26 protein-coding genes, 2 pseudogenes and 1 riboswitch are annotated in these 25,740 nt (G+C 44.2%); of the genes and pseudogenes, 2 read left to right on the forward strand and 26 right to left on the reverse strand.

Features of this window, described 5'->3' with window-relative positions; genetic code table 11:
• Nucleotides 1-10: 10 nt before the first annotated feature.
• The 6 genes and pseudogenes from fabF to DXA18_RS03770 all read right to left on the reverse strand — a co-directional run bounded on the left by fabF (nucleotide 11) and on the right by DXA18_RS03770 (nucleotide 5,084).
• Nucleotides 11-1,248: pseudogene (fabF, locus tag DXA18_RS03745) on the reverse strand (beta-ketoacyl-ACP synthase II).
• 14 nt (nucleotides 1,249-1,262) lie between these two features.
• On the reverse strand, nucleotides 1,263-2,000 hold the full coding sequence (gene fabG / locus DXA18_RS03750; RefSeq protein WP_118382741.1) for a 3-oxoacyl-[acyl-carrier-protein] reductase: 738 nt from the start codon (nucleotides 1,998-2,000) through the stop codon (nucleotides 1,263-1,265).
• The gene (gene fabD / locus DXA18_RS03755; protein ID WP_118382742.1) at nucleotides 1,985-2,914 is read right to left on the reverse strand and encodes an ACP S-malonyltransferase; all 930 of its coding nucleotides are present in this window, start codon (nucleotides 2,912-2,914) and stop codon (nucleotides 1,985-1,987) included. The genes fabG and fabD overlap by 16 nt, the downstream gene beginning before the upstream one ends.
• Nucleotides 2,907-3,845 carry an enoyl-[acyl-carrier-protein] reductase FabK gene (fabK, locus tag DXA18_RS03760; protein WP_118382743.1) on the reverse strand — a complete coding sequence of 313 codons (939 nt, stop codon included), beginning with the start codon at nucleotides 3,843-3,845 and terminating at the stop codon, nucleotides 2,907-2,909. Before fabK ends, fabD begins: the two co-directional genes overlap by 8 nt.
• 12 nt (nucleotides 3,846-3,857) lie before the next feature.
• Nucleotides 3,858-4,076 carry an acyl carrier protein gene (acpP, locus tag DXA18_RS03765; RefSeq protein ID WP_118382744.1) on the reverse strand — a complete coding sequence of 73 codons (219 nt, stop codon included), beginning with the start codon at nucleotides 4,074-4,076 and terminating at the stop codon, nucleotides 3,858-3,860.
• Between the two features lie 90 nt (nucleotides 4,077-4,166).
• Entirely contained in the window at nucleotides 4,167-5,084 is a 918-nt protein-coding gene (locus DXA18_RS03770) for a beta-ketoacyl-ACP synthase III (RefSeq protein WP_118382833.1), read from the reverse strand.
• A 330-nt stretch (nucleotides 5,085-5,414) separates the two neighbouring features.
• On the opposite strand from DXA18_RS03770, the gene DXA18_RS03775 reads away from it, so the two are divergent.
• The gene (locus DXA18_RS03775) at nucleotides 5,415-5,648 is read left to right on the forward strand and encodes a polya polymerase (protein WP_118382745.1); all 234 of its coding nucleotides are present in this window, start codon (nucleotides 5,415-5,417) and stop codon (nucleotides 5,646-5,648) included.
• Between the two features lie 65 nt (nucleotides 5,649-5,713).
• Here DXA18_RS03775 and DXA18_RS03780 read toward each other — a convergent pair whose 3' ends face one another.
• From DXA18_RS03780 to DXA18_RS03855, 18 genes and pseudogenes are all read right to left on the reverse strand, one after another.
• Complete coding sequence (locus DXA18_RS03780; RefSeq protein WP_118382746.1) at nucleotides 5,714-6,484, reverse strand: acyl-CoA dehydratase activase; 771 nt, start codon at nucleotides 6,482-6,484, stop codon at nucleotides 5,714-5,716.
• Between the two features lie 41 nt (nucleotides 6,485-6,525).
• Nucleotides 6,526-6,786 (reverse strand): DUF3343 domain-containing protein, encoded by a 261-nt coding sequence (locus DXA18_RS03785; protein ID WP_118382747.1) that lies wholly within the window; start codon nucleotides 6,784-6,786, stop codon nucleotides 6,526-6,528.
• A 15-nt stretch (nucleotides 6,787-6,801) separates the two neighbouring features.
• A complete protein-coding gene (locus DXA18_RS03790) occupies nucleotides 6,802-8,076 on the reverse strand; it encodes a double-cubane-cluster-containing anaerobic reductase (protein ID WP_118382748.1) in 1,275 nt (424 codons plus the stop codon).
• Between the two features lie 107 nt (nucleotides 8,077-8,183).
• Nucleotides 8,184-9,335, reverse strand: a complete 1,152-nt coding sequence (locus DXA18_RS03795) for an aminotransferase class V-fold PLP-dependent enzyme (protein ID WP_118382749.1) — start codon at nucleotides 9,333-9,335, stop codon at nucleotides 8,184-8,186.
• 56 nt (nucleotides 9,336-9,391) lie between these two features.
• Nucleotides 9,392-10,792, reverse strand: coding sequence for a glycine--tRNA ligase (locus DXA18_RS03800; protein WP_118382750.1), 1,401 nt, complete (start codon nucleotides 10,790-10,792; stop codon nucleotides 9,392-9,394).
• Between the two features lie 78 nt (nucleotides 10,793-10,870).
• On the reverse strand, nucleotides 10,871-11,611 hold the full coding sequence (gene recO / locus DXA18_RS03805; RefSeq protein ID WP_118382751.1) for a DNA repair protein RecO: 741 nt from the start codon (nucleotides 11,609-11,611) through the stop codon (nucleotides 10,871-10,873).
• Nucleotides 11,553-11,750, reverse strand: coding sequence for a hypothetical protein (locus tag DXA18_RS15510; protein WP_147345566.1), 198 nt, complete (start codon nucleotides 11,748-11,750; stop codon nucleotides 11,553-11,555). Before DXA18_RS15510 ends, recO begins: the two co-directional genes overlap by 59 nt.
• 53 nt (nucleotides 11,751-11,803) lie before the next feature.
• Nucleotides 11,804-12,700 (reverse strand): GTPase Era, encoded by an 897-nt coding sequence (gene era, locus DXA18_RS03810; protein WP_118382752.1) that lies wholly within the window; start codon nucleotides 12,698-12,700, stop codon nucleotides 11,804-11,806.
• A gap of 36 nt (nucleotides 12,701-12,736) precedes the next feature.
• Nucleotides 12,737-15,660: pseudogene (locus DXA18_RS03815) on the reverse strand (insulinase family protein).
• A gap of 158 nt (nucleotides 15,661-15,818) precedes the next feature.
• Nucleotides 15,819-16,421, reverse strand: a complete 603-nt coding sequence (locus DXA18_RS03820) for an AAA family ATPase (protein ID WP_118382753.1) — start codon at nucleotides 16,419-16,421, stop codon at nucleotides 15,819-15,821.
• Between the two features lie 11 nt (nucleotides 16,422-16,432).
• Nucleotides 16,433-17,164 (reverse strand): GntR family transcriptional regulator, encoded by a 732-nt coding sequence (locus DXA18_RS03825; RefSeq protein WP_118382754.1) that lies wholly within the window; start codon nucleotides 17,162-17,164, stop codon nucleotides 16,433-16,435.
• A gap of 41 nt (nucleotides 17,165-17,205) precedes the next feature.
• Nucleotides 17,206-17,991: an SDR family NAD(P)-dependent oxidoreductase gene (locus DXA18_RS03830; RefSeq protein ID WP_118382755.1), complete on the reverse strand. Its 786-nt coding sequence runs from the start codon at nucleotides 17,989-17,991 to the stop codon at nucleotides 17,206-17,208.
• 16 nt (nucleotides 17,992-18,007) lie between these two features.
• Nucleotides 18,008-18,484: a PTS system mannose/fructose/N-acetylgalactosamine-transporter subunit IIB gene (locus DXA18_RS03835; RefSeq protein WP_118382756.1), complete on the reverse strand. Its 477-nt coding sequence runs from the start codon at nucleotides 18,482-18,484 to the stop codon at nucleotides 18,008-18,010.
• Complete coding sequence (locus tag DXA18_RS03840; protein ID WP_118382757.1) at nucleotides 18,456-18,893, reverse strand: PTS sugar transporter subunit IIA; 438 nt, start codon at nucleotides 18,891-18,893, stop codon at nucleotides 18,456-18,458. The genes DXA18_RS03835 and DXA18_RS03840 overlap by 29 nt, the downstream gene beginning before the upstream one ends.
• 18 nt (nucleotides 18,894-18,911) lie before the next feature.
• Nucleotides 18,912-20,573: a PTS system mannose/fructose/sorbose family transporter subunit IID gene (locus DXA18_RS03845; RefSeq protein ID WP_118382758.1), complete on the reverse strand. Its 1,662-nt coding sequence runs from the start codon at nucleotides 20,571-20,573 to the stop codon at nucleotides 18,912-18,914.
• 15 nt (nucleotides 20,574-20,588) lie between these two features.
• Nucleotides 20,589-20,846 carry a hypothetical protein gene (locus tag DXA18_RS16015; protein WP_243007027.1) on the reverse strand — a complete coding sequence of 86 codons (258 nt, stop codon included), beginning with the start codon at nucleotides 20,844-20,846 and terminating at the stop codon, nucleotides 20,589-20,591.
• A complete protein-coding gene (locus DXA18_RS03850; protein ID WP_243007018.1) occupies nucleotides 20,756-21,592 on the reverse strand; it encodes an alcohol dehydrogenase catalytic domain-containing protein in 837 nt (278 codons plus the stop codon). Before DXA18_RS03850 ends, DXA18_RS16015 begins: the two co-directional genes overlap by 91 nt.
• A gap of 11 nt (nucleotides 21,593-21,603) precedes the next feature.
• On the reverse strand, nucleotides 21,604-22,449 hold the full coding sequence (locus DXA18_RS03855; protein ID WP_118382759.1) for a class II fructose-bisphosphate aldolase: 846 nt from the start codon (nucleotides 22,447-22,449) through the stop codon (nucleotides 21,604-21,606).
• Nucleotides 22,450-22,723: 274 nt separating this feature from the next.
• Between DXA18_RS03855 and DXA18_RS03860 the strand changes: the two genes are divergently transcribed.
• The gene (locus DXA18_RS03860; RefSeq protein ID WP_118382760.1) at nucleotides 22,724-23,470 is read left to right on the forward strand and encodes a MurR/RpiR family transcriptional regulator; all 747 of its coding nucleotides are present in this window, start codon (nucleotides 22,724-22,726) and stop codon (nucleotides 23,468-23,470) included.
• Nucleotides 23,471-23,550: 80 nt separating this feature from the next.
• On the opposite strand, the gene DXA18_RS03865 is transcribed toward DXA18_RS03860, so the two are convergent.
• Together DXA18_RS03865 and DXA18_RS03870 are read right to left on the reverse strand one after the other, a co-directional pair.
• Nucleotides 23,551-24,102 carry a hypothetical protein gene (locus DXA18_RS03865; RefSeq protein WP_118382761.1) on the reverse strand — a complete coding sequence of 184 codons (552 nt, stop codon included), beginning with the start codon at nucleotides 24,100-24,102 and terminating at the stop codon, nucleotides 23,551-23,553.
• A 30-nt stretch (nucleotides 24,103-24,132) separates the two neighbouring features.
• Entirely contained in the window at nucleotides 24,133-25,335 is a 1,203-nt protein-coding gene (locus DXA18_RS03870) for a sirohydrochlorin cobaltochelatase (RefSeq protein WP_118382762.1), read from the reverse strand.
• Between the two features lie 142 nt (nucleotides 25,336-25,477).
• Nucleotides 25,478-25,669, reverse strand: a riboswitch (cobalamin riboswitch).
• Nucleotides 25,670-25,740 lie beyond the last annotated feature (71 nt).

A 25,740-nucleotide genomic window follows, 5' to 3' on the forward strand; every position in this document is an offset into this window, starting at 1 on the left:
ACTGTCACCTCTATCCCTTGTATTTTCTTACCAGTACAGTTGCATTATGTCCTCCAAATCCAAGAGAATTGGACATTGCAACATTAACTTCCTGCTCCAACGGTGAACCCAGTACATAATTCAGATCACATTCCTCATCTGTCTCTTTTGTTCCTACCGTCTGATGGATAAATCCTTCCTGAATTGATTTCACACAGACAATAAACTCTACACCGCCGGCTGCACCTAACAGATGACCGATCATTGATTTCGTTGAGTTCACAGCCACATGCGCAGCCGCACTTCCAAACGCCTCATGAATCGCCTTTGTCTCAAACAGATCATTGTGATGGGTACTGGTGCCATGTGCATTGATATAATCCACCTGTTCCGGTGTCACACCTGCTTCTTCCATTGCCAGAAGCATAGCCTTTGCTGCGCCGCTCCATCCGGAATCGGAGAAGTGATATGATAGGCATCCCCAGTCGCTCCATATCCGCCAAGCTCTGCATAGATTCTTGCGCCACGCTTTTTCGCGTGCTCCAATTCTTCCAAAACTACCACTCCAGCACCTTCTCCAAGCACAAATCCATCCCTGTCTTTATCAAACGGAATCGATGCGCGCATAGGATCTGTACTGGTGCTGAGCGCCGTCAATGCTGAGAATCCAGCCACTCCGGTCGGACAGATTGCGCTTTCCGTACCGCCTGCAAATATCACATCCGCATCTCCATACTGAATTGCCCGAAAAGCGTCTCCGATACAATGTGTACCTGATGCGCAGGCTGTTACTACATTCGTACATTTTCCTCTGGCACCAAGCTGAATGGATACATTTCCTGCTGCCATATTGGATATCATCAATGGAATCATCATTGGAGAGACTCTTCCCGGACCTTTTTCCACAATTTTCTCATGGGCCAGTTCCACTGTTGCAAGACTGCCAACTCCTGATCCGATCATCACACCTACACGGAACACATCTTCCTGTTCCATATCAATTGCTGCATCTTCTTTTGCTTCTAATGCAGCTGCCACTGCATACTGCGAAAACAATTCCATTCTTCTGGCTGCTTTTACATCCATACGCTCCCTGGCATTAAAATCTTTTACTTCTGCTGCAAGCTGTGCTTTATATCCTTCCGCATCAAATCTGGTAATTGGACCGATTCCTGTCTTACCAGTACGAACTCCTGTCCAGAATTCATCCACTGTATTTCCGATCGGGGTGACTGCCCCCAGTCCTGTTACAACTACCCGTCTTTTCATACTCTTCTCCTTCTCTACATGACCATGCCGCCATCAACATGAATCACCTGGCCTGTGATATAGGCCGCATCTTCCGATGCCAGAAATGCTGCTGCCTTTGCCACATCTTCCGGTCTTCCAAAATGTCCCAATGGAATCTGCCCTCTGGCTCCTTCTTTTACTGCATCTGATAATACCTCTGTCATCTCTGTATTGATGAATCCCGGTGCGATCGCATTCACTGTGATTCCACGGCTTGCCAGCTCTTTTGCAGCGGTTTTGGTAAGCCCGATCACACCGGCTTTAGATGCTGCATAATTTGCCTGCCCTGCATTACCTGCCACTCCGGATACAGAAGACAAATTAATGATTCTCCCGCTTCTCTGCTTTAACATCTGTCTGGAAACAAATCGCATACAGTGAAAGCATCCCTTCAGATTCGTATTGATCACCGCATCGAAATCTTCCTCCGACATCTTCATAAGAAGTCCATCTCTGGTGATTCCGGCATTATTAACCAATACATCTATCCGTCCTTCTTCTTTGATAATATTGCTGATAAATGTCTCGCATGCTATGTAATCTGATACATCACACTGTACGGCTTTTGCCTGTCCGCCTGCTGCACAGATTTCTTCTGCCGCCTGCTCTGCACGAACCTTAGAGCCACAGTAATTTAAAATCACCTTGTATCCTTTTTCTGCAAGTTCCATTGCAATTGCTCTTCCGATTCCTCTGGATGCACCTGTTACCACCGCTACTTTTTCTTCCATAACTCCTCCATAATTTGCTTTGAATCTTCCCAGGTATTTACCTGATATACCGTCACATTCCGATCGATTTTACGTAAAAATCCGGTTAAGGTTCTGCCTGGTCCGATTTCCACAAACGTATCCACGCCCTGTGCGATCATTTTCCGGATGCTCTGCTCCCAGCGCACCGGCGAATATACCTGTCTGGTAAGAAGCTCCCGGATCTTGCTGCTGTCTGTCACATACTCTGCCGTCACATTCGTTACATATGGGATCTTCAACTCACCAAGCTGTACTGTCAACAGCTCTTTGCCAAGCTTTTCCCCTGCACTCCGAAGCATCGGTGAATGAAACGGTCCACTGACATTCAGTGGAACTACCCGCTTTGCACCGGCCTCTTTCAATGCCTTGGATGCCTGTTCGATGCCTGCTGTTCCTCCTGTGATTACAATCTGCCCCGGGCAATTATAATTAGCTACCGTTACATTCGCAATTGGTTCAATCACGGCATCAATCTGATCTGCATCCATTCCAAGCACTGCTGCCATCGCGCCTTCTCCTGTCGGAACTGTATGCTGCATCAGTTGTCCGCGTACTCGGACCAGGCGGATCGCATCCAACAGATCCATTGCACCTGCCTCTGCAATGGCACAGTATTCTCCCAGACTCAATCCTGCTGTCACGTCCGCTTCTGCTCCCTGTTCATTCAATACCGCAGTCATTGCAAGACAGGTTGTCACCATAGCTGCCTGCGTATATTCCGTCTGATCCAGCAAGTCATTTTCCTCAAAACATAATGCCCTCATATCCAGTTTGAGACATTCCGATGCCCGGTCATAGACATCTCTGGCAAGCGGACTGTTTTCATAGAAATCCTTTCCCATGCCAGCTTTCTGCGCTCCCTGTCCCGGATAGATAAATGCAATCTTACTCATAGAACCCTGAGCCTCCGATCAACTTATCTGTCTCGCAAGTCAGCTTTGTGATCAATTCTTTACAAGTCATTATCTCATGAGCCATCGACGCACACTGACCTGCCATAACACTTCCATTAGTTACATCTCCATCCACTACTGCCTTGCGCAGTGCGCCGAGTGTCAGCTGTTCCAGTTCTTCAAATGGAACTCCAGCCTGTTCCTTCTTCAGGTACTCTTTTACCATTGCATTGCGAAGGACACGGACCGGATGCCCGGTGGTTCTCCCCGTCACACGAGAATCAATATCTCTTGCCTTAATCAATGCCTGTTTATAATTCTCATGAACATTACATTCTTTTGTTACCACAAACTGTGTGCCCATCTGCACTCCTCTTGCTCCCAGCATAAAGGCTGCTGCAATTCCTCTGCCATCCGCAATTCCACCAGCTGCGATTACCGGTACAGATACTGCATCAACAATTTGCGGAACCAGTACCATCGTAGTCAGTTCTCCAATATGTCCCCCGGCTTCCGTTCCTTCTGCTACAAGAGCATCCGCACCACAGCGTTCCATTCTCTTTGCCAACGCCACGCTTGCCACTACCGGAATTACCTTCATACCGGCTTCTTTCCACATGCTCATATATTTTTCCGGACTTCCGGCACCTGTCGTTACAACTGCCACGCCTTCTTCTACCAGTACTTTCGCGATCTGATCGGCTTCCGGATTCATCAGCATCAGATTGACACCAAATGGCTGATCTGTCAGTTTCTTTGCTTCTCGCACCTGCTCTCTGACCCATTCTGCCGGTGCGCCTCCGCTTCCGATCAATCCAAGACCTCCTGCATTAGACACGGCAGCCGCCAGATGATAATCTGCCACCCAGGCCATGCCTCCCTGGATAATCGGATAACGAATTCCTAAAAGTTCTGTAATCTCTGTCTTCATATCACCCAGCTCCTATTTCTCAAGATAAGCAACTACATCTCCAATCGTTGCAATCTTCTCCAGATCCTCCGTTGGGATTTCCTTACCAAATTCCTCTTCCAGTGCCATTACCATTTCAAATAAATCCAGTGAATCTGCATCCAGATCAGCCTTGAATGAAGTCGCCTCAGTCAACTTCTCTGCTTCTGTTCCCAGTGTATCTGCTACGATTTCTTTTACTCTTTCTAACATAATTCTTATTCTCCTTCATATTTGTTCATTTCTAAGTTTTCTGTATCTATGTAATCCGGCTCCTTACCGGTAATTACCTTTCAATCATTTTTACCATTCTACAATGGATGCGCCCCATGAAAGACCTGCCCCAAATCCTGCCACTACAAGCTTCTGACCTTTTTTCAGCTTTCCTGACCGATTCATTTCATCCAGAAGAATCGGAATACTTGCAGAAGATGTATTTCCATATTCTTGAAGATTCATCGGAAATTTCTCAATTGGCTGCCTCAATCTTTTTGCCACTGCTTCCACAATTCTCCGATTTGCCTGATGCAGAACAAAATAATCAATATCATCCATGAGCAGCTCATTTTTTGTGAGTACTTCACGAATCACCTCCGGCACTCTGGTTACCGCAAACTGAAACACTGCTCTTCCATCCATATGAATGTATCTGTCACATGTCAGAGCCTCTCCCTTTTTTCCATCAGAATGAGAAACCGGAAGATAAGCTCTTCCTTCTGCTGCCTTCAAAACTGCTGCTCCGGCACCGTCACCAAATAAAATACAGGTTCCTCTGTCGGTCCAGTCTACCAGCCTGGACAATCTCTCACTCCCGATCAATAATACTGTTCTGCACATATTACTCTGAATGTACGCCTGCGCTGTATTATACGCAAATATAAATCCTGTACATGCTGCCTGCAAATCAAAACAGACCGCACCCTCTGCGCCGATAGCCTTTTGCACTTCGCAGGCTGTACAAGGAAGCACTGCATCCGGTGACATCGTTGACACCACTATCATATCCAACTCTTCCGGTCGTATTCCTGTCTGTGCAAGCGCCTGTCTGCCTGCTTCCACTGCCATAGACACTGTGGATTCTGACTCTGCGATATGGCGTTTCTCTACGCCGGTACGCTCACGGATCCACGCATCATTCGTATCCACCATATTCGACAGATCATCATTATCCATGATTTTTACTGGAATACCGGATCCTGTGCCACATATCTTTCCTATCATCATATCCGCCTCTTTATTTACCTTTGTTTTCATATTATTTTGTTTTAAAATATTTTGACCTTCAAACAATATCATAATAAAAAAGATTTGGCAAGTACTTTTTTTGAAAGGCAGAAATGCTATTCTATTGTTATTTTTTACACAAAGAATCGTCTTTTTTATCTATAGCTTTGACATCCTTAATCGTATTTGTAATATTGCACAATTTTTTTCATTTGGTTTTGTATAATTCATACATTAAATGCATTGATATTTTCTGTATTTCAGTTAAAATAAAATCAGCAAAAGAAAAGATGATAAATGTTTAACAAAGGAAGGAGTTTGAAAAGTATGAAACTTTTTAATATCGATAACTCAGAAGAATTTTTTAACGTAGTAAATGAATGCAAAGACAAAGTAGAATTAGTAAAGAAAGATGGCTCACGTATTGACTTAAAATCCAAACTCACACAAAATATCCTTTCTATTGATGGCCATTTCTCAGAGCTTCAGTTAGCCCTCCATAATCGCGAAGATATCTCAAAACTGTTAGCTTACGCAATAGATACCAAGTACATTGCCTAAACTCATATATAAAAAGGCGGTCGAAGTTCGAGTACCCTCGAATCTTCGACCGCCTTTTTATATTGCTATCTTCTTCTCTTACTTTTCTCTTCTGCCAGCAACGCTGCTCCGATTGCTCCGGCATACCGTCCGTTCTCGGTCATCTCTACTTTCTTACCAAGCTTCTCTGATAAGATCCTGGTAAAGTATTCGCTGTTGCTCAAACCTCCGGTAAGGATCACCTTATCTGCCAGATTCTTTCTGCCTGCAAGCTGTGATACCTTCGCTGCTACAGAATCTACCACACCGGCTGCGATATCTTCCCGTTTCTTACCTTCACCGATATAATTGATCACTTCTGATTCTGCAAATACAGTGCAGAGTGAACTGATCGATAACACATCTCCAGTATCTGCCATATCAAACAACTCCTGCAGAGTTACACCCAGGCGATTCGCCATAATCTCCAGGAATTTACCGGTTCCTGCCGAGCATTTATCATTCATCAGAAAATCCTGTACCATGCCGCCTGATACCAGTATCACCTTTGTATCCTGTCCACCGACATCGATGATCGAGCAGTCATCTCCTGCCATCTCTCTGCCGCCTCTGGCATGACAGGTAATCTCTGTGATCACATAATCTGCAAAGTCTACTGCAACTCTTCCATATCCTGTTGCCACAACTTTCACATCGTCAGATTCCACATCGATTCCTTCCTCCAGAAGCCTCTCACGGATCACTCCGGTTGTCTCCTTACTGCTCCATCCTGTCGGCAGCACAAACATTAATTCCTTATCTCCTCGTACTGCTGTCTTGGACGCAGTAGATCCAATATCAATTCCTACATAATACATCTTGTCTTCCCTCTGATTTCTTTTATTTCGTTTTACGATCTTTAACAGTAACGGTCGCGGTGTGGATTAAAGTCCTTTTTCACCTCTGCCACTTTCAGAATCTCAATCTCCTTCTGTTCTGCAGTCTCCCATATCGTATCCAGATCGTCCTTTTCCACCATCAACGACACGCCGCAGCATTTACTCGCACTTCTGGGGGTAGGAGCAATCACTGCCCGAACCCCCAGCTTTTTTAATTCGCGGTATAACCGCATTGCATTGTCATGATTAGGAAACAGAATATAATGCTGAATCTCTGACATCTATCCCATATCTCCTTAGTTATTAAGCATCTCCACAAATGCACTGATTCTGGTACGAAGCTGCTGAGCATCGCTGTCCGTGTAATCGGTCTCGATTCCCAGTACCGGAATACCTGCTTCCTTCATCGCACGCTCTACGAAATATCCTTCGGTGTCGTAAAGGTTACAGAACTTCAGATTCACATCAATGATTCCGTCTACTTTGTATTCTTTTGCCAGACGGAGGATATCATCAATTCTTCCATGATTTGGTGTAAAGCATGCACAGTTAATGCCCATATACCGCTCTGCAATTGCATTGATCTGCTCGTCGATCGTAGTACCACTCTCGTCTACAAAACGCTCAAAGTAACGGGTACCTGTGCACATCTCTTCACAGACAACCACTGCTCCGCTGGTCTCAACAATATTATGAAGCTTCCAGTTCGGAATTGCAAGCGGTGTTCCTGTCAGCATGATTCTCTTGGTTCCTTCCGGCACTACACTGACACCGTCTTTGATTCGCTGCTCCAACTCATCACACAGTTTATTCGTCATCTGTGCAAATCTTGCCGGATCATCATAAAATGCAATCTGAGAAATAACCAATGCATCCGTACCGCTGATTGGAAGCTTCTCATTCTTACGACAGGCATACAGTCTGTCCAACGCTTTTCTCTTATTATTAATCAGTTTGATACTTTCTGCTAACTTCTCTGCTGTCACTTTGTTACCGGTAAATTCTTCTACCACATGCATCAGCTCTTTAATCTCTTCTGCCCATGCCTTTACATCCTTGGCACGTTTCATCTGCGGAAGATCCATTACATGTACCGGTACGTCCTCAGACAAAATCTCCCATGCCTTCTTTTTACCATCACAGGTAGTCTCTCCGATATACATATCCGCGATCCGGAAAAATGGACAGGTACGGTCAAGTCTTGCTCCTACAGATGCTTTGATCAGCGGACAGGTATTATTCGGAAGCACCTTCTCGCCTCCCGGTACCCAGAACTGAGAGCCGCCGCAGAGTCCGGTCGCAATTGCATCTGCTGCGAAGATCACTTCATCCGGTACGTATACACAGAATGTGCCAAATACCTTGCCGCCTTTTTTCTGATGTTCAATCAGCTCTGATGGGCGGATACCGTGAATATCTGCAACTACCATATCATAATAGTCCATTCCGTCCGGACGGTTCTCCTGAGAGAGAAATACATCTCCAACCGCCTGTGGAAGCACCTGACACAACTGATCATGCAGCTCCAGATTCATCCCCAGTTCTTCCCACATTTTCTGATTATCTGCCATAATTCTTTTCCTCCTTGTTATCGCATTTGAACAATTAATCTGTTTTTATCGTAACATTTTTATCAATTATTCACAATAATAACAAGGCTTTTTGTTATAGTTTTCATCTATATGTAGGCAATTTTATTTATTTCTTCTATACAAATATCTATCTCTTCTTCTGTATTCGATGCACTGAATGCAAACCGTACGGTTCCCTGCGGAAAAGTGCCAAGCGACCGGTGTGCCACAGGCGCACAGTGCAGTCCTACTCTGGTCATAATCCCTGCTGCCTGCTCCAGTTCAAAGGCAGCTACTGCATTATCCACCGTCTGAAAATCCAATGACACTACTGCCACTCTGTGTTCCAGATCTTTTCGACCTACAATCCGTATCTTAGAATTCTCCGACACTCGCTCGAGAAAATATCCGGTTAGCGACATCTTACGGTCATGTATGCGTTCGATTCCCTGTTCTTCTAAATAAGACAGCGCCGTATGCAATCCTATGATCCCCGGAAGGTTCATCGTACCGCTCTCATACTTATCCGGCAGATTCTCCGGCATCAGCAGAGAATCTGACTGGCTTCCGGTACCTCCTGCAATCAACGGCTTCATATCTCGATCCAGTCTCTCTGATATCAGAAATCCACCGATTCCCTGTGGCCCAAGCAGTCCCTTGTGACCGGTAAACGCCAGGAAATCAATCCCGCAATTCTCCATATCGATATCCAGCGTTCCTGCAGTCTGTGCAGTATCCACTGCAAAGATCAGATCATGTTCCTGACAGATCTTACCAATTTCTTCAATCGGAACTACGGTTCCACACACATTGGACGCATGGGTTACCAATACCGCTCTGGTGCTGTCTCCAATCAGTGATTTTAAATGTTCAAGATCCAGATTGCCGTCTCTGTCCGTCTGTGCAATGTCATAGTCCACACCCACAGCCTTCATCTGTTCCAGCGGGCGCATCACTGCATTATGCTCCAGCCCCGTCACGATCACATGATCTCCGGGCTTCAAAAAGCCTTTTATAAACAGATTGAGGGAATAGGTCACACTCGGTGTAAACACTACTCCCTTAGAATTCTTCACATGAAAAAGACGCGTCAGCTGTTCTCTTGTATCCAGCACGACGCCTTCGATCTCGTATGCGCCTTCATAATTGCCACGGTTAATATTAAATGCACCGTGAGCTAACAAATCCGCCATGGCTTCCGGCACACCAGGTGCCTTTGGCCATGACGTACTGCCATTGTCAAAATAAATTTGATTCATATACTCTCCTGAATCACTTACATGCTTGCAGACGTACGTCGAACGCCCAGCTCGACTTACCACTCAAACTTCTTCTCGAAATATGCAATCAGATCTTCGATCTTCACTCTTTCCTGCTCCATGGTATCTCTGTCTCTTACAGTTACTGCTCCGTCTTCCTCAGAATCGAAATCGTATGTTACGCAGAATGGTGTACCGATCTCATCCTGACGGCGGTATCTCTTACCAATGTTACCACGCTCATCGTACTCACAGTTATACTTCTTAGCTAACTGAGCATACACCTTCTGTGCACCCTCAGACAACTTCTTAGACAGTGGAAGGACACCGATCTTAACCGGTGCAAGTGCCGGATGGAAATGAAGCACAGTTCTGACATCCGGTTTTTCCTCTGTACCAATGTTCTCCTCATCGTATGCACTGCACAGGAATGCAAGTACCATACGGTCAGCTCCCAGCGACGGCTCGATAACGTATGGAATATATTTTTCTTTCTTCTCGTCATCGAAGTATGTCAGATCCTGCTTAGATACCTCCATATGACGGGAAAGGTCATAATCTGTACGGTCAGCAATACCCCACAGCTCGCCCCATCCAAATGGGAACAGGAACTCGATATCGGTAGTTGCCTTACTGTAGAATGACAGCTCTTCCTGATCATGGTCACGGTAACGTACTTCGTCATCCTTAAGTCCCAGCTTGCTCAGCCAGTCCAGACAATACTGCTTCCAGTATGCAAACCATTCCAGATCCGTATCCGGCTCACAGAAGAATTCCATCTCCATCTGTTCGAACTCTCTGGTACGGAATGTAAAGTTACCCGGTGTGATCTCGTTACGGAAAGACTTACCGATCTGGCAGATACCAAACGGAATCTTCTTTCTGGATGTACGCTGTACATTCTTAAAGTTAACGAAAATGCCCTGTGCGGTCTCCGGACGAAGGTATACCACGTTTTTAGCATCCTCTGTTACACCCTGGAATGTCTTGAACATCAGGTTAAACTCACGGATTTCTGTAAAATTATGCTTACCGCAGGTCGGACATGGAATATTGTTCTCTGCGATGAACTCCTGCATCTTCTCATGGCTCCATCCATCAATACTGTCTCCAATGTCGATGCCGTTCTCATGCGCATAATCCTCGATGATTTTATCTGCACGGAAACGCTCGTGACATTCTTTACAGTCCATCAATGGGTCACTGAATCCCCCCAGATGTCCGCTGGCAATCCATGTCTGCGGGTTCATCAGAATCGCACAATCTACGCCTACATTATATGGAGACTCCTGTACAAACTTCTGCCACCAGGCTTTCTTTACATTATTCTTAAGCTCTACTCCAAGATTACCATAGTCCCATGTATTGGCAAGGCCGCCGTAGATCTCAGAACCCGGATATACGAATCCTCTTGACTTCGCCAGTGCCACAATCTTATCCATTGTCTTCTCTGCCATTATTAATCCTCTTTCCTTTTGTTATTCGATGCCAAAATGCACCCTTATCGCATATTATACCGTCTGTATACAGAGTTTTCAAGTCATCAGCTTTAATATTTCCAGTGATTTAAACTGATGGTCTACATACACATCCATGTATCTTCCCATGACCATCGCAAGTTCTCTGAGCACCAGATCCGATACAGTAAAATTATACAGATGTTCTACCTTTGCACTCTCTATGTACTGCAGCGTATACCAGGTAGATGGGTCAAGTTCCAGACCGTCATAAACATCCCGGATGCAGTGGGTACATACTTTGCCGCCCTTCAGCGTACTGAACTTCCCTGGACGCTCTTTATCTCCGCACACCACACATTGGAATACCTGCGGTGCCTCGCCGTTAATGCAGATTGCCTTCAACTCGTAGATATACCGGATCAGACGTTTTGGAATCTTCTCATTGATAAGTGCCCGCATTGTCTGATACAGAAGCTTTAACATTTCTCTCTCATCATTAGCTTCTCGGCAGTAATAGGATGCAATCTCTACAAAATAAAAGCCATAATAAGCACCCTCGATATCTTCTCGTAACTCTGCAAAATAATTGGAAATAGAGGCCGACACCAGTGTATATGATGTCCGCCCCTCATAGACTGTAAATTCACCAAATGAAAACGGGTTGATCACTCCACTCAGTGCATTGCCAGGCTTCCTCGCCCCTCTGGCAAACGCGCTGATCTTGCCTCTTTCTCTGGTGAGTATGACAACCCGCTTATCATACTCGCCGATCGGAACAGCAGATAGCACCATTCCCATAACCGTTATCTGATTCACTTCGCCTTACCTCTGTCCCGGCATCTGATGATCTGCCATAATGCTCCATGACCGAATGACAGATTTGGATTCCCTTATATTCCAGATAATCATCAACCTTACCCGATGCCATAAATTTATTCCAGTATGTTTCTTCCATGCAATCACCTCATCCTGTGTTATAGGATTAGGTTCTCCTATGGAAGGGGCGTTTTATTCATCTTCCCGGTATCCAAAATTTTTCACAAGGAAATCACTGTCTCTCCAGTCCTTCTTTACCTTGACCCAAAGCTTCAGATTTGCCTGCATATCCAGCATTTTCTCAATCTCATACCGCGCAGTACTTCCGATCTTTTTCAACATACTTCCTTGTTTTCCAATAATGATACCCTTATGTGAATCACGTTCACAGATGATCGTGGCATCAATATGCATCACTTTACCTTTTTTCTTCATGCTGTCGATCACAACTGCGATACCATGAGGGATCTCTTCATTCAGGCAGTGTAATGCCTTCTCACGGATCAGCTCTGCCACGATCTGACGCTCCGGCTGATCAGTAATCGTATCCTCATCGTAAAACTGAGGTCCATACGGCAGATACTGATATACTACCTTCAGAAGTTCTTTGGTATTCTCCCCACTTCTGGCCGATACCGGCACGATTGCCGCGAAATCATAAATGTCCTGATATGCTGCAATAGAAGCCAGCACTTCCTCTTTCTTCACAGAATCTACCTTATTAATAACAAGAATGACAGGTGTTGTTACTTTTTTCAGCTGATCTGCAATATGCTTTTCACCGGCTCCGATAAACGTTGTCGGCTCAACTAACCACAGCACCGCATCTACTTCGTTCAATGTGCGTTCAGCCACATTAACCATGTACTCGCCCAGCTTGTTCTTTGCCTTGTGGATACCCGGTGTGTCCACAAAAATAATCTGCCCTTCCTCCGTTGTCAGCACCGTCTGAATCCGGTTTCTAGTCGTCTGTGGCTTATTCGATGTAATTGCAATCTTCTGTCCGATCAGGTAATTCATCAATGTAGATTTGCCCACATTCGGACGGCCGATCAGTGTTACAAATCCTGATTTATAATCTTTTTTCATCTGGTTCTCCTTATCTTTCAGATACTCATAATCCGGCTAAAATCCGGTCACGGTATCAAACATATCCTTCGCTTCTTCGATCTTGTCCTCACTTCCGATGACACAGATCTGCTCTGCTTTCATCATCGCTTCCACGATTCCTGCAAGTCCTCTGATATCTTCCTGTGTTGCCTCCAGTACCTGTGCACGTTCTTCTTTGATCATATCTTCTGTCACATGATTCATATACAGGTTCATGGAACGGTCACCTTTCAATGCCGGTGTCATCGGCTGATCCAGATTACTGATCGTACCGATGATATATTTATTCATATCAAAATCACTGACGGTAAATGTCCGCAGATAATCTGCCACGCCTTCATAAATCTCCATCGTGCGTTCCAGATTCGGATCACGATAAGATACAAAATACCCTTCTCCAATCCGGTTAAAGTTACTCATACATCCATATGCTCCACCTTTTACACGGATATTCTGCCACAGATATTCATAACCCATGATTACTTTCAGTACCTGCAGTGCTCCGGTATATTCTGCACCCTGATCAATGAAATTACCACAACGTGCCACATATTGTACTTTGGATGCTGTCTTGAATCCTTCATTCTTCTTCTCACAATGAAGCTTGCAATGCTCTCCGTTCGCTTTCTCCTGCAGATATAAGCCTTCCGCAAATGCGCTGATCTGCTGCTTCATTCCTTCCAGTCCCACACGTTCTGCCGTATAGCTGATCATCATATTGTCAGCACGGAACAGCATTCTGGTAAGCTTGATGAGATTGGTGATCAGCTCATCCTTTTCTGTATCAAATGCTTTCTCAATTCTTGCCACATTCTGGTAGTACTCAATACCGCTAGTCATATCTTTTAGCTTGGCTGACGGTGACGCATAAGACATTGCCCGGAGCGCTGCTGTCGTATGTCCGGATGACTGGAACCGCATCAGCAATCTGGATGCTGTCATGGCAATGATCTCTTTCAGACGTTTCTCATCATCCAGCTTCGATCTTACCAGAATCTCCTGCATCATGTTAAATGCAATTGGAAGCTTGTCATATAATGCTTTGGCCTTGATCTCGAATGTTGCCCGGAATTCTTTTTCTTTTGCCTTGGTCACATCTGTGTAAAGTTCCAACGATGTACCGATACCGCCGGTATGCACATTGATCTCATTAAAGAGTTCACCATATTCATAATTCTCTGTATCAATGATTCCCAGCACACCCTGCAGGATTCCCGCATACGGAAGCAGTTCCTCCGGAACCTCTGACATATCGAACATAATATCTATATAGCCTATACCATTGGTATCAATCTCGTGGAATACCATCGGAATACCTGCGAGTTTCATTTCTTCATTATAGATCGGTGCAATCTCTCTGCTGATATCCTCACGCTTCAATACAGGATCGTAGCCAGCGCTTCCGCATCGGATGGCTCTGACTGATATATTTCCAACGCCTTCGTACGCTCTACTAATTCTGCAATCTCTTCTTTGCTGAGACCTGCCTTATATGCCTGCAGCTTATCGTGAAGTTCCTTGTCCATACGCGCTGTACGTCCGCGCTCCGGTTTCAGCGTTACGATCACACCGTGCTCATTGTCCAGCAGATACTCACGGATCAGATTCTCAAAATATCCGGTATTCATCTGTTTCTTAAGAAATGCGAATGTGTCCAATGCCTGGATATGAATAAACGGTTCATTTTCATCATAGAGCCAGCTGTCCATGATCTGCAGACCGTACATCAGACCCTTCGGGTAACGTCCGTAATCCGCTTCTCGGTACTGGAACTCATGATAATTAATACCTGCCTCCAGTGCTTTTCTGTCAATGCCATGCTCTGTCATATCTGTAAGAAGCTTCTCGATCAGTGTCACAAATTCTTCCTTCTGCTCCGGATTCGCATTCTTAGCAACTACAGAAAAAATTGGCTGATATATGCCATTGTCATAAGAGCCCAGAATATCCTTACCAATTCCAGCCTCTAACAGTGCCTTCTTAAGCGGTGCTCCCGGTGCTGATAACAACGCATAATCCAGAATCTCAAACGCCACATACAATTCTTTATCCAGACTGGTTCCGATTACCTTATTATAAGAAAGGAATGTATTATCCTCCAATGGTTCCTCACTGGTAACCGAATATGGCATCTCCACTTCTTTCATCTTCGTAAATGGCTCCTGATAAGCAATCCGCGAATCAATCTCTGCCACATCAAATTTACTCAGATATTTCTGATCCAACCATACAAGCTTCTCTTCCATATCCATATCACCATACAGATAGATATAGCTGTTGGACGGATGATAATATTTCTTGTGAAATGCAAGAAACTGCTCATAGCTGAGATTCGGGATCACATCCGGATCTCCGCCTGATTCATTAGCATAAGCTGTATCCGGGAACAGTTCATTCAATACCACCCGGTCAAGCACGCCCTCCGGTGAAGAAAATGCTCCTTTCATCTCATTATATACAACGCCGTTGTATTCCAGATCCGCATCCTCTGAATCCAGCTTATAACTCCATCCCTCCTGACGGAAAATCTCCTCATGCTTATAGATATTCGGATAGAATACTGCATCCATATATACATGCATCAGATTCTGAAAATCCTTATCATTGCAGCTTGCCACCGGATACATCGTCTTGTCCGGATAAGTCATCGCATTCAAAAATGTATTCAGTGATCCTTTGACCAGCTCTACAAACGGATCCTTGACTGGGAAATGATCAGATCCGCACAGTACCGAATGCTCCAGAATATGCGGAAGTCCTGTGCTGTCCTCCGGCGGTGTACGGAACCCTACTGAAAACACCTTATTGTCATCATCTGCCTCCATTAGCACCAGTTTGGCACCGCTTTTCTTATGCTTCAGCAGATAACCGTGGCACTTGACATCCTGCAGATCTTCATCCTTTATAATCTCGTATTGATTCAAATCTCTTATACTCATACTCTAGTCTCCAATTCTATTCAATCATTCATCATTATCTCCCATTGTAACACAATCTATTTCTTTTTTCATCCGGAAGATATGTTTATCGAGAACATGTAACACATAAAGAAACAGCAGGCAGAACATATCTCTACGTTCCACCTGCCGGGATTCTATCATTTTCCTATTTCTCTTATTCTCTGAAATACAGCTTCATAATCTACTTTACTAAAATCTGTTACATCGAGCTCAATGGTCTCACCAAGTGCAAATTCTCCGTAACCGCGTTCTGTACATCTGCGGTAGAATTCTTCATACGTCAGCAGATTGTCGGCATCCTCATGCGCAATCGGCATTCCCTTCTGATAACAGCATACGATGTGTCCCAAGTGTCTGGAATTATCCAGATCCCGTTTACGCTGTCTCTCATACAACACGCCGATATCTCCGACCAGTCGGATGGTAACCACCTGACAATGATGTCTGCTGCTGATGCTTTCCAGCTGATCTCTTTGCTTATGGCTGAACGGATAGTCCGATATCAGTGACTTATGCTCTGCAAATGCATCTTCCATCCGCTTATAATATTCCTGCCAGCTGAGTTTGATCAGTTCTTCTTTTTCCTCCAGATCATGGAATCCATAACGATCCCAGTACTCTTCCTTGACATCATCCGGAGACAGGATCTGAAGCTCTGGAAAACGTTCGATCAGCATATTAGCCAGATAGGATTTGCCGGTTCCCGGATATCCCGCCAGCAGAATTAACATCTGTTTCATCTCTTTCTCCTTTACATAGCCAGATCAATTTCCAGATGATATTTATCACCCCGGTAATAAGTTACTACATACTCTCTCGGCACGGATTTATCATCATATGATACTCGCTCAATCGCGATCAGCGGACTTCTTTCCGCTACCTGAAGCAGTTCTGCCATTTCCTGATCTGCCAGGATCGCATAGACATTCTGATTGGCACAAGACCAGCGGATATGATATGTCTCTACCAGAAACACCCTCAGCGACTCTACGGAAAAATCTCTCTCCAGTACTTCCGGTACATACTCTTTTTCAAAGTAATTCACTTCACAGTAGAACGGCTCTTCATCTGCATATCTGACTCTCTTCAGTTTGATCAGTTCTCTGCCCGTAGGAAGCGCAAGTTTCTTTGCGATCTTCTCATCTGCCGGCACTGTAGTCTGCTCGACCATTTTTTTCACGGTCACTGCATGATCCAGATCCTGCTTCTTTGTATACCTGACAACTCGTTTCAGTGAATTCCTTGTCTGATTGGAAATTACCGTCGTTCCCTGACCTTGTTTTTTAACCACCAATCCTTCATTAGCCAGCATTTCCATGGCTCTTCTGGCGGTCGCACGACTGACATGAAAGGTCTCCATCAGCTCACTTTCCGCTGGTATCTTATCCCCGATCTGATATTTTCCACTCATGATATCCTGAAACAGAATATTGTATACCTGATAATATAGCTGTTCTTTTCCATTAAGAGAGAGTTCCTGCATAACTGGTCTCCTTCAGTTTCAGTTCAAAATATTGATCTGTATTAATCCATCCATTCTCCGCCGACCAGATTAATAGACTGTCCGGTCAGATAAGAAGAACAGTCGGTAAGCAGAAATACTGCTGCCTGTGTTACATCTTTCAGATCCACAAGACGATGCATCGGGATGTTCTTTTCAAAATATGGTAATACTTCTTCCGGATCAAGATCACGCTTCTTTGCGTATTCGTATTTCAGTCGATCCCACATCTCGGTATGTACTATACCTGGACAGATAGAGTTTACACGAATATTCTTGTCTGCAAATTCTTTAGCAATTGACTGTGTCAATCCCTGTACACCAAATTTACTTGCACAGTAAATCGTCTGCCATGAGCTTGGTTTCTTACCGGACAGTGAAGACATATTCAGGATTGTTCCACCGCCATGCTCCAGCATCTTAGTGATTGCCACCTGACAACATAAGAATGTCGCTTTCAGATTGACATCAATGGTCAGATCCCACAGTTCTTCGCTGCAATCCAGGAATGGCTGCATTCTGGATACACCTGCTGAATTTACCCATGATGTGATAGGTCCAAATTTCTCCTCCACTGCATCCGCTACTGCTTCAACAGCCTTTTTATCTGTGACATCTGTCTTATAATAAACGCACTGACCACCGTTATCTTCGATTGCCTTTGCAGTTTTTTTCAGTCCTTCTTCGTTCAAATCCAGCAGTGCAACCTTTGCCTCACGGGATGCAAATTCTTTTGCCATAGCAGCTCCCATACCGCTTCCTGAACCTGTAATCACAATTGTCTTTCCTGTCATTTTTTCTGTATTCATAGTCTTGCCTCACATTCTATTTCTTCAGATATTCAGCAATGCTTACCGGTTTATCCTGTGGCATTACCTGAATAAACACATTTACATTCTTCTCCAGCAGCTGTTTGAATTCTTCATTTTCACTTGGGCTGGTAGAAATATTCTTATATAATACGCTTCTGTCGTTTCGTGCACCCATACCGCCTACGTCTACTTCATCGATAACGATACCGTGATCTACCAGATAATTCAATGCTTCCGGTCCTTTTACCAGAAGGATTGTCGGCTCATCTAATCCCTGTGAAAAGAATAATACGCCGTCTTCTTTAGTGAAAATTCCAATTGCGATTTCTTCCGGGATTGCCATCTCCAATACATCGATCATGTATTCATCATTTGCTACATCATCGTCTACAATTACCACCTGATTTGCTTTGCGATTTTTAATCCAGGCTGTCATCACCTGTCCATGGATCAATCTGTCATCAATTCTTGTTAATACTAAGTTTTGCACGTCTTTTTTTCTCTCCCTTCTCAAATGTAGTTCCATTAATTCCCCAGGACTCCTGGGAAGCTGCCTTTTTCACAGCTTCCTCAAGAGTAACTTCCTCTGTAAGTTCCAGAGCAAGGGACAAAAGCATTGGCATATTCATACCTGACACAAGACCTATTTTGTATGTTTTCGACAGGTATGCAGCACTCTGATACGGCGTACCGCTCATGATATCTGCAAGAACCAGCGTTCCATCTTCTCCGGCTGTCTCATCCAATGCATTTCCAAGCTTTTCCCGATACGCATCTACCGTCTCTCCCGGAAATAACGGCACCGCACGAACGCCAAATTCATCTCCTGCTATCATTTTCAATGAACTGAGTAATCCTTCACAAAATACTCCGTGACTGATAAGAATAATGTTAACCATTGCCTTTCTTCTCCTTTATTATCCTACATATCCAAGAATACCGGTAAAGTATCCAAGAATACCAACTACAAAGATTACCAAAATAATCCAAAGGGTATTTACTTTCTTCTTCAGCATCCACCATACCAGCATGGTAATTCCAAGCGGAATGAGTCCTGGTGCCAGTGAATCCAGTACAGACTGGAATTCTGTTGTTCCTTCGCCCACATGGATCGCAAGCGGTGTATTAACTGCAACTCGGGTTGCTGCCATAGAACCTACAACCATCAGGCCTACGATACTGAATGCGTTAATGATCTTGTCGATCGTTCCATTTTTCAAAATCTGAAGCAGCGAAGTTTTACCATGTTTGTAACCTGTCATGAACATGAAGTATCCACATCCAAAGATCAGTGCTTCAAAGATCACGAATGAAAGGATTGGTCCAAGATAGCTTCCTTCCAGTGCCATAGAGCATCCGATACCAAACAGGATCGGGAATAAGATTCCCTGCATTACGGTATCACCGATACCTGCAACCGGTCCCATCAGACCTGTACGTACTGAGTTAATATCTTTTGCTGTTACATTTTCACCATTTGCTCTTGCTTCTTCCATAGAGCATGCAATACCATTGATGATAGGTCCAATCGTAAATACTTCTGAGTTGTAGAATACCATGTATTTCTTCAGCTCTTCTACTCGTCTCTCATTGGTGTCGTATAACTCTCTGATCGGTGTCAGCATCAGGTTGGCAGCTCCCAGAGCCTGAAGTCTTTCATAGTTGTAACATGCTTCTGTACTTGTTGTCCAAAGCCATGTCTTGATAAGTGTCTTCTTAGACAGCTTCTTGTTGTATACGATTTCTTTCTTCTCTTCTTCCGGAGCCTCTGCCGGTACTCCAGCTTCTTTTACTTCTACCGTCTTGTTCAGAGACAGTCTCTTTACTTTCTTCTTCTCTGTCTGCTCTGCGCTCTTACCCTGGTTCAGATACAGGATCAGTGCGATGATTGCTGAGAAGATAGATACTGCTGTCAGTCCCAGTCCTGAGTATACTGTCAGGAAGAATCCTCCGAAGAACCATGGAATCAAAGTCTTCTTTCCAAGGTAATTCAGGAGCATTGCAATACCAAGTGCAGGCATGATGCCTCCAACTACCTGTAATGCGCTGATCACATTTTCCGGAACTGCGTTGATCAGGCTCTCTGCCCATCCGCTTCCGAACATAACCATTGCAAATGCCGGAACACCATATAACAGAAATGCCATACAGAATGACGGCAGGAAGTTCATCAAACGAACTCCTCTCAAATTGCCTTTCTCAAGCATCTTATCTGCCTGATGGATCCATGCAGCATTGGTTGTCATGTATACCTGATTCTGTAACAGACCTAACATACTGAATGGAATTGCAAATGTTACTGCCATTGTCGGGTCTGCACCTGACAGGATGGTCATTGCTGTACCAAAGATACCTGCTACAATTGTATTACTCGGCATTGTTCCTCCGGCAGATATCCATCCCAGATAGATAAGCTGGATATTGGCACCTGCCAGCATACCGGTCATCGGGTCACCCATAAATACTCCGACCAGAGTACCTGTTGTCAATGGATATACCAGACACTTGGTAATCGGTCCGAAGAACCACCACTGGCCACATGTAGCCAGCAACGCAACTAATATTGCTGAAATAAACATATCCTTTTCCTCCTCTTAAAGTTCACCACTTAAACGCACCATAACTTTTCCTTTTCTGGAATTCTTCAGTGTTTTTAATTCTTCTCCCATTTCTTCCAGATTAAGCTCTGCGCTTATAATTTTATCTGTATCGATTGCTCCACTCTCTAATAACGATATTGCCCGTCTCGTTGTATGCGGATTCAGGTAAGATGTATAAATGCTAAGTTCTTTTGTATATGCTTTGAACTGATTAAATTCAACTTTCTGTTCCGGATCCCCCAGACCAAACAACAGCACCTCGCATTCTTACCGGCAATTTCGATTGCCTGCTCCATCGTGCTCTTCAGTCCGATACATTCTATCACGTAGTCAATATTCTCTCTGGCTGCGATTTCTTCAATCTCCTGATCTGTGACTGCCATCGTCGCCCCCAGTTCCAGTGCAAGCTTACGCTTCTCCTCTTCCCGTTCGATCACGATCAATTCTCTTGGTCCGGTAAGCCTGATCAGTTGCAACATCAGCGAACCGATCGCTCCCATTCCATACATTGCCACTCTCTTGCCGCTTTCCATATGAATCAGATCCATACCGTGGAGTGCGCAGGATAACGGTTCCGTAAATGCCGCCTTCTCCAGATCCAGTGAATCTGCTATATGATACACATTCGACTCCGGTGGGTACACATACTCAGCGAAACCTTTGGCAACTCCATGACGTTTCTCACAGAAATTCGGAAATCCCTGTTTACACCATTCACATTTGCCACAGCCCCAACTCGGATCACACGCCACCCGATCCCCTGGTTTGAAATGTTCACATTCATCACCGACTGCTGTCACAATTCCGGAACACTCATGTCCCAGAATGATCGGAGGGATTACGACGCTCGCTCCATTCTTGCCCTGGAACTTGTGTACATCCGTTCCGCATAAGCCGCACCATGCAACTTTGATCTTCACTTCATCTTTTTCCGGTTCACGGTCGGGTATGTCTCTTACCTCGTATGTATAATCTCCTACATAATATCCCGCTTTCATAAGCATTACCTCTAGTCTATATTTTTGAACAGTTTGATCTTTCTGCTTACAATTTCTTCAATTACATTCAGACACGGAACTACATTTTCACGGTTGGAAATATTTTCCTTATGTTCATCATAGCAGGCTTTTGATTCTCTGTTCCAGCCTACCAGAAGCTCTGTACCTACGTTAAACTTACGGATTCCAAGGTCGATGACTTTCTTCACATCTTCTTCCTTAACTCCTGTTCCTCCGTGGATAACCAGTGGAATGTCTACCACATCTTTAATCTCTTTCAACCGTTCAAAATTGATATTGGTCTTGGATTTGTACTGACCATGATTGGTTCCTATTGCAACAGCCAATGCATCAATTCCTGTCTGCTTTACAAACTCAACTGCATCTGCCGGATCTGTATATCTTACTTCATCCTGTGCAACAGCGATGCCGTCCTCTGTACCGCCGACTGTTCCAAGCTCTGCCTCTACGCTTACTCCGTACTTCTTCGCATATGCAACAACACGCTTGGTGCCGAGGATATTTTCCTTTAACGGTAATGAAGAACCATCAAACATAACTGAACTGTATCCGGCATCAATTGCCTTGCGGATCTCATCATAGTCCTTGGCGTGATCCAGATGAAGCACAACCTCTGCACCGTATTCATCAGCCATGGACTTGCAGATACTTACCAGATTCTTGTGTCCGATATAATTCGCTGTACCGCAGCTTGTCTGAACGATAACCGGTGTTTTCTCTTTTACAGCAGCTTTAATGATCGCCGGTAACATTTCCAGGTTATGGGTGTTGAATGCGCCAACCGCCATATTCAGGTCATTTGCTTCTTTCAACACTTCTTTTAAAGTACTATACATTGCTTAACTCCTTCTCTCGTCTGTACATGATTCCGGCCGTTGAATATGTACGAATATTATAACATTAAAATGTACGTACGTTTTTTTGTTGATAAAATCATATCTCAAATCCATTCTGTTGAAAATATGATTTCAGCGAAAACCTTTTCAAAAAAACGCACAAGTCAGCTTGCTTTTGAAAATATATTTTCAGCATTTTGTATTTTAATATAGCGTTTTTTCAGATTCATGTTAAAATAAATATACTTTTGAAAATGAAAGAAGGAATACAGTCATGATCATTCAAATCAACAAAACAGTATATCAGTCTTTATCTGAATCAGAACGCTGTGTAATCGATTTTATTAACCAGAATGAAGCCAAAATCCCTTTGCTTTCTATCACCAGTATTGCAGACAAAACCTTTACTTCCCCTGCAACTGTCACCCGCGCGATCCAGAAATGCGGTTTTCAGGGAATTACCGAACTCAGATACAAACTGTCTCAGGATACGAAAGATGAGCAAACTCTCCGCTCCCCTTATGCTGTCAATGAAATTCTCGACAAATCTTTCCGGGAATGCACCAAAACCATTGATAATCTCAACATTACTTCTATTTTGCAGGCAATTGATTATATTAAGCATTCAAAACGTATTTTTATCTACGCAAGAGGGTTTACTGCACTGATTGCAGAAGAATTTCAAATGTATTTACAACTGCTTGGCTATGATGCAGTCATTGTAAAAGATGTGATGTGGATGATTCACACTGATAAAATTGTCACTGCCGATGATACAGTTGTCATACTCTCTATCCGTAATTCCACAAAGGAACTTGCCCGTTCTGCCCGCATCGCAAAGAAAATCGGAGCAAAGGTAATCACCTGTTGTTGCAAAACACCAACGGATCTCGAACAGTATTCCGATATTGCATTGATCGGTCATTCCGAACTGATTACAAATACGAAAGGACAGACCGTGTACTCGCGGATCCCGCTTATGATTATTTCCAGAACGATCATTGAATATCTGGGCTCCTGATCATCCTAAAAACATATAAAAACTCCGGCAGAAAACATTTTCTTGTTCTCTGCCGGAGTTTTATATTTTGAGTTATTCTATTATTTTGCCACAGGATTGCTTACGCTGACTTTATGGTCATACCACTTGCCCTTGGTTCCGATCAGTGCCAGATCAAACTCTTCATCCAGTTTCTTTACCGGCACATCAAATGTATATACTTCATTCGGTTCTGAACCGTCTGTATATTCAATCGTTTCTGTACCAGAAGGATCGATCAGATCTGCGCCATCTTTCTGTGCATCCTTTGCCGTTCCTAAGAATAACTGCACGATATTCTTGGAATTCAGAGTAATATGCACCGTCATCTTTCCATCCTCAACGACCAATGTTGCCTTACCACCATCGAAATCTGGATTTTCATGAAACATACCACTGTCAGTATTAAAATCCACCCAGTATTCACCATCTTCTACCGGTGCCTTTTCCGCTTCATCTGCCTCTTCTTCCTTAGCTTCTGAAGCATCATCCTTATTCTGATCTTCTGTAGCTGCTTTTTTGTCTTCTTTTGCAGTGTTATCACCACATCCGCTGAGCATGGTCATTGCCATCGCTGCTGACAGCAGTAATACCGCAATCTTCTTTCTTAACATATTTACTTTACCGCCTCTACAATCTACAATCTACTGTTCAATAGCTGCCTTTGTATGCTCTACATAGATCTGCTGAACAGCCGGGATTCTTCCCAGACCTTCTATCTGTGTCTCAATACTGTCAAATGCTCCTGATGCTTCAAACTGGCTCTTCCATGAATCGTCATCATCACCAGCCATATCATTATTTGCATGGTCTCCTGCAACTACCATCAGAGGACGAAGGATTACTTTCTTGTATCCTGCTTCCTTGATCTTGTCGATAACAGCTTCGCAGGCTGTATCCTCTGGTTCACCTTCTACAGTACCGATGAATACATTCTTGTATCCAAGCTGTTCCATCTGTGTCTGCATCTGGTCATAGCTTACATTTGCCACATGAGAAGTACCATGTCCCATGAATACAAATGCTGTTCCGTCTGCTTCTGCTGCTTCCACGCTGTCATACTCTGCTGCCTTTACTGCTTCGTCGGTGATTGCTTTTGCAACAGCTTCTTTATCTGCATTGATCACAGTTGCATCAGATCCCACTTCTCCAAGAAGAGGCTCTGCAATCTTTACAGACTCAAATTTGTCCTTATACTTCTCAACTGTTTCACTCAGTTCATCATATTCTGCTCCGTGCATCAGATGTGTCGGCTGTACAACCAGATTCTTTACGCCATTATTGACCGCACGCTCCAGTGCCTGATCCATATTATCAATCTTTTCACCATCACGGGCCTGTACATGGTTGATAATGATCTGAGCGGTAAATGCTCTTCTTACAGACCAGTCTGGATTAGCTTCCTGAAGTGCTTTCTCAATGCCACCGATATCTGTTGCACGACTATCATTAAATGATGTACCAAAGCTTACGATCAGAAGTTCATTTTCCCCAATCTCATCTTCATTTAACGGATCATCTTTTGATGCATCTCCTGTATCTCTTCCAAAATAGTCCGGATCAGCATTCTCTCCGGATACCAGTTCCTTCTGCGCATCTGTCAGCTTATCCCATGCTGCTTTTGCTTCTTCACACTGCTTGTCAGTGTCCTCTGTTCTCTCCTGTACATAGATTGCATCAATCAGGTCTGCCACCTTGTCTGCTGCCTCCTGATCACTATCCTCCGTACTTTCTGCTGTCTCCTTGCTATCTGCATCACTGCTCTTGCTGTCACTGCTTCCGCATCCTGCAAGCAGAGACATTGCCATTGCTGCTGTAAGTAACGCTGCTACCAGTTTCTTCTTCATGTTCCGTTCCTCCTTGAATTTTGGACACAAAAATACTCCGTTCCGTACAAGAACGAAGATTCTAAAAACAAAGAAAAAACTATCAGCAAAATAGTCTTTTATCTATCTTTCGTACTGCCAGTTGCTCGTGGCATGAATTCTCATTCCTGTACTGCGAAAGGCAGGTCTCCCGGCTTATCACTCTGACGCATCCGATCCTTCCCGGTCTCCCAGTGGTTACCTCTTCTGCTCGTGAAATACGGTGACGAGTTCGTACAGGATTCACACCTGTTTCCCTTTTCACCGGTCAGACCATACTTGTAATCCAACCGACACCTCACACATCTGTATTTAATTGCATCACTCATTTACCTAATTAATGTAACACGGAGTCGCAGGTCTGTCAAACCCCAATGACACGATACT

Source organism: Dorea sp. AM58-8, assembly GCF_003464045.1.
Lineage (GTDB): Bacteria > Bacillota > Clostridia > Lachnospirales > Lachnospiraceae > Claveliimonas > Claveliimonas ammoniilytica.